Source organism: Methanocalculus sp. (assembly GCF_029762515.1).
Lineage (GTDB): Archaea > Halobacteriota > Methanomicrobia > Methanomicrobiales > Methanocorpusculaceae > Methanocalculus.
Map to the genome: position 1 here is coordinate 1 of NZ_JARVGN010000212.1, position 4,016 is coordinate 4,016.

A 4,016-nucleotide genomic window follows, 5' to 3' on the forward strand; every position below is an offset into this window, starting at 1 on the left:
AGTCTGAGCTCTTTAAGATTGAAGAGAACGTCACTGGCAGCTCCTCCCTGAGATTTAGAATTCTTTTCTCCTTTCTTTTCACTGAACTCGTTTAGATATCTAATTACATCATCTCTGCGTACCGGACCATTTTTTCCAATATAGTTAATAGCAAGGAGTATTCTAAATGGATCTGCTGTGACTCTCCGCACGTTAAAAATTCACCTCGAAATACAAGTATTATATTTATGCCTTTTCCCGGGGAACCATAAATATTTTTAAATCTCTCAAATAGCGAATTATTTTATCTGAATAAATGCAAATCTCTTAAAATATTTATGCGGTACTATATTCCCGAATGGGACGACAGGGTAGACCCAAAATATGATTTTCTCACCGATACTCATTCGGGGGAGCATAACGCAGGTCCATTGGAAAATGATGCCTACATGTGGGATCTTTTCGGTATTGATAAAGTACCTTTTGATGGACTCCTTGTATCTATCGCAACATTACAGAATAAAACAACGAAATATGCGATTATTGAGGAAAAAGGGATTCATGGCTTTTTTGGGTTACCTAAGGAATTTCCAATCATGGCCGATTGCGGGGCCTTTTCCTACATTGAGCAGGAACAACCCCCTTACAAAACAAAAGATGTGCTTAAGACCTACAGCAACCTCGATTTCAATTATGGTGTAAGCGTTGATCATCTTGTAGTAACCCAGTTTGCCGACCAGAAAGATGACCGAATGCGCATCACTTACCAGAACGGGATTGCCGCCTTTGAGGAGTGGTCCAAGCACTACAAAAAGGATTTTCAACTGATTGTGGCCATCCAGGGGGAGGATATCGCCGATTATCTTCGGATGTATAACAAATTCCTGAACAGAGGGATCACTCATCTTGCGTTTGGCGGTCTTGTCCGCACGCAAACACGGCCAATCGCCGACTTGATCGATCATCTGATCAATGAGATTTCTACCTCACCTATAAAACCAGAATATCTCCATTTCTTCGGTCTTGCACGGTCTTCACTCTTCTCAAGATTCAGGGAACTTGAAGAGCTTGGAGTGCAGGTTGCATTTGATTCTTCATCGTATCTAAGAAAGGCATGGCTTGCATCGGCGGAAAGCCAATGTAATTATATCACTAAGGAACAGGAAGGTTACACCGCCATCCGCATTCCACCTAGGCTCTCGAAACAAATGAAAGGTTCTCTGGATCAGGAGGTATTAGAGCGGTTGGGACGTTCCTGTCTTACAACGCTGAGGAAGTACGACCAAGGCGAAATTGGAATCAATGCGACTCTGGCTGAATTATCCCGTTTTATGGAGGCGACTCAGCAGCCACCAAAATTCCTTGAGTACTATCGAAGAACCCTTGCCGATAAACCCTGGAAACATTGCTCCTGTCCGATATGTTCTGAGCATGGAATTGAAGTGGTGATCTTCCGCGGGAACAACCGTAACAGGAGGCGTGGTTTTCACAACCTGCTTTCATTTCATACACTGATGCATGATGAATTAAAGTGGGGAACCATTCCAGAACTGGAAGAAAATGGGTCAAAAATCGTTTTTAACGAAATCTCTTCACTGGAGGAGTTCGAGGGCGCTCCCCGGACCTTAGTAATCACAGCATGCACGAAAAAAAAGGCCCCTATTGATCCACTCATGACCGTTCCTGCAAAGGATCTCTATCAGGGAACGATTTTCAAGAAAGTTCAGGAGTATTGCAACGGCAAAGGCTTCGATTATGTCATCATTTCAGCACGATTCGGGCTACTGCTTCCCGATGACGAGGTCTGGCTTTATGAGAAATTTCTCAAGACAAAACAGGATATTGAAGAAATCAGGCCTAGGGTCGAGAATAAATTGGCCGAAATCCTCCCCAATTATGACAGGGTGCTGGTCATTGCCGGTAAAAATTACCGAGAAGTTTTGCGAAATGTGATCGACGACCGCTTTGTCTTTGTAAAATCAAAAGGAATCGGTGATTTGATCAGCATTGTGTCGGATGCAATCCCGATCAAAGACAGAACATTGGAAGAGTTTTGTTGATAATTGGAGTTAATTATCTTTCGTTCCTGAAAAGTTGAATGAAAAAATTTGCTTATAATAACTGAATTTTAATTTAATAACTGAATTTTAATTTTTCAAGTAATATTATTGTATTGATTTAATAGATTTCTGCTTACAGGTGTTCAATTGTATTATGGAACATTATACTCACATTTGCGGGTTTTGTTGTAGAATAAAAATAATAATCTAATATAATTTTTATGGGTAACGCATTTTATATTTTTTGTTTCCTTTGATTTCTGGGCAATTACAATCCCATCTCCCATCACAGCCATTACATGTATCTTCATCAACCATTTTTTCAGGAGCATCCCACAGATCCAGATCCTTACATCTCTCTATATCACTAACTGTTTGTGAAAAATCTTCAATGGCGTTTTTTATCAGTAAATATTCTTTTTTATCAGTAAAATCGAATTTTATTACAGCTTTTTCCTGGATTTCTTCCCGACTGAGAGCAATATTTTCGGGATTCTCCAATTCATTCATAAAATACAATATACCTTTTCTGGGATAATATCCTGTTTTTTTATGGTACAATTCAGCATAAACAAGCATTTGATAGGAATATTTTTCGATTTTTAATGGTTTATTCTCAAATTTTGGATTTTTTGACGCTTTGTAATCCCATATCTCAACATTATGATAGCCCTCGGCTACTTCATCGGAACTTGTCTCTTTTAATACATCTACAATCCCTTCGAGAATAAATTCACCCATGTCACTTTGAAAAGAAAATTCGGTATCGATAATATTTGGATATAATTTCGGACCTTCTATTTCATTGAATTTTTTGATTACTTTAAGTGCATGTTTTTCTTCCTTCGCATTCATGGCCCGTATTCCCTGGCGAACAAGACTTTGATTCACAATCTCGAAATATTTTTCAACATCAATATCACTTGGAATTTTTCCTTCTTTTTCTGGAATGATTAATCCTCGATATTGCATGTGCAGTTTTTTTAATACTTGGTGAACAGCGGTCCCAAACCAAAGCTGAATATTATGAGCGGATTTATAACCTCTGTGCTTCATTAATCCATACTGTCGAGGACAAATTTTGTATGCAATTATATCTGAAGTAACACTGTAGGACCGTTTTGGGATCTCCAGTTTTTTGGGGGGAATTTTCCCTTTTAGTTCACGAAATAATCTCCATGTCATCCATTAACCTCTGTTGAGACGAATTTCTTGAATAAATTTGGGTTTTTTCCGATTACGCCAAAATTGTTGCCCATGTGCCCATCTGGTATCAGATATATCAATGCATATTTTGCTCTTGAATAAGCAACATAATAGAAACGCACTAGATCCTGTGCAGCCTTTTGATCTGGGCTAAAGTTCACAAGAAGTGGACTTATGCGATAGTCTGACAAAGATTTTTCCAAGCAGATTGCTGAACTCAATCTTGGATCATGATTGACCCCATAATAAAAAACAAAGTCAAATTCTAACCCTTTTGCCTGGTGTACAGTCATTATTGGGAATTGCCCCTCTGGCACAATCATCTCTTCATCTTCTGGATCATCCAATCCAAATGCTGAAAGAAGTCCAATTATTGAATAGTAAAATGAATCAAGCCAAATTTTACTGATTTTTCCATTCCAATTAGGTCTTGTGCTTGTGCGTAGCAATCCCCTGTTTGAACCGGGATGACGGGGCAATGGAGTTGAAGCATATGCTTCAATAATTTTTGTTAATTGGCCTAACCTATATGTTTTTTCGCCAGATTCATCTTTCCAATTTGTAAATGGTGGTAATGCCAAAATTTTCCAAAAGATCTCAAGAATTGAGACATTTAAATACTTACCTGGTGGAGCTTTTGCAATATTTTCTACTGATTTTTTAACATACACTTTTAATTCAGGCGATTCTTGAGATATTCGGTTGAACTCGTCAACCCATCCATTAACGGTGTCCGAAATACCTCTTCCATAAATGTCTTTCAATCCAAGA

General features: G+C 38.5%; 4 protein-coding genes. 1 reads left to right on the forward strand and 3 read right to left on the reverse strand.

The features are described from left to right. On the reverse strand, positions 1-191 hold a 191-nt coding region (locus QCH34_RS08180), incomplete at its 3' end, for a hypothetical protein (protein WP_300332714.1). A gap of 126 nt (positions 192-317) precedes the next feature. Between QCH34_RS08180 and dpdA the strand changes: the two genes are divergently transcribed. After that, on the forward strand, positions 318-2,039 hold the full coding sequence (gene dpdA, locus QCH34_RS08185) for a tRNA-guanine transglycosylase DpdA (protein ID WP_300332716.1): 1,722 nt from the start codon (positions 318-320) through the stop codon (positions 2,037-2,039). Between the two features lie 219 nt (positions 2,040-2,258). On the opposite strand, the gene QCH34_RS08190 is transcribed toward dpdA, so the two are convergent. Then, complete coding sequence (locus QCH34_RS08190; RefSeq protein ID WP_300332718.1) at positions 2,259-3,224, reverse strand: PD-(D/E)XK nuclease family protein; 966 nt, start codon at positions 3,222-3,224, stop codon at positions 2,259-2,261. Continuing rightward, a partial coding sequence (locus QCH34_RS08195) for a 3'-5' exonuclease (protein WP_300332720.1) occupies positions 3,221-4,016 on the reverse strand: 796 nt, incomplete at its 5' end. The genes QCH34_RS08190 and QCH34_RS08195, both read right to left, overlap by 4 nt.

Coding starts and splice junctions, on each gene's coding strand:
- dpdA (WP_300332716.1), top strand. CDS start 318: ATGCGGTACTATATTCCCGAATGGGACGACAGGGTAGACCCAAAATAT.
- QCH34_RS08190 (WP_300332718.1), bottom strand. CDS start 3,224: ATGACATGGAGATTATTTCGTGAACTAAAAGGGAAAATTCCCCCCAAA.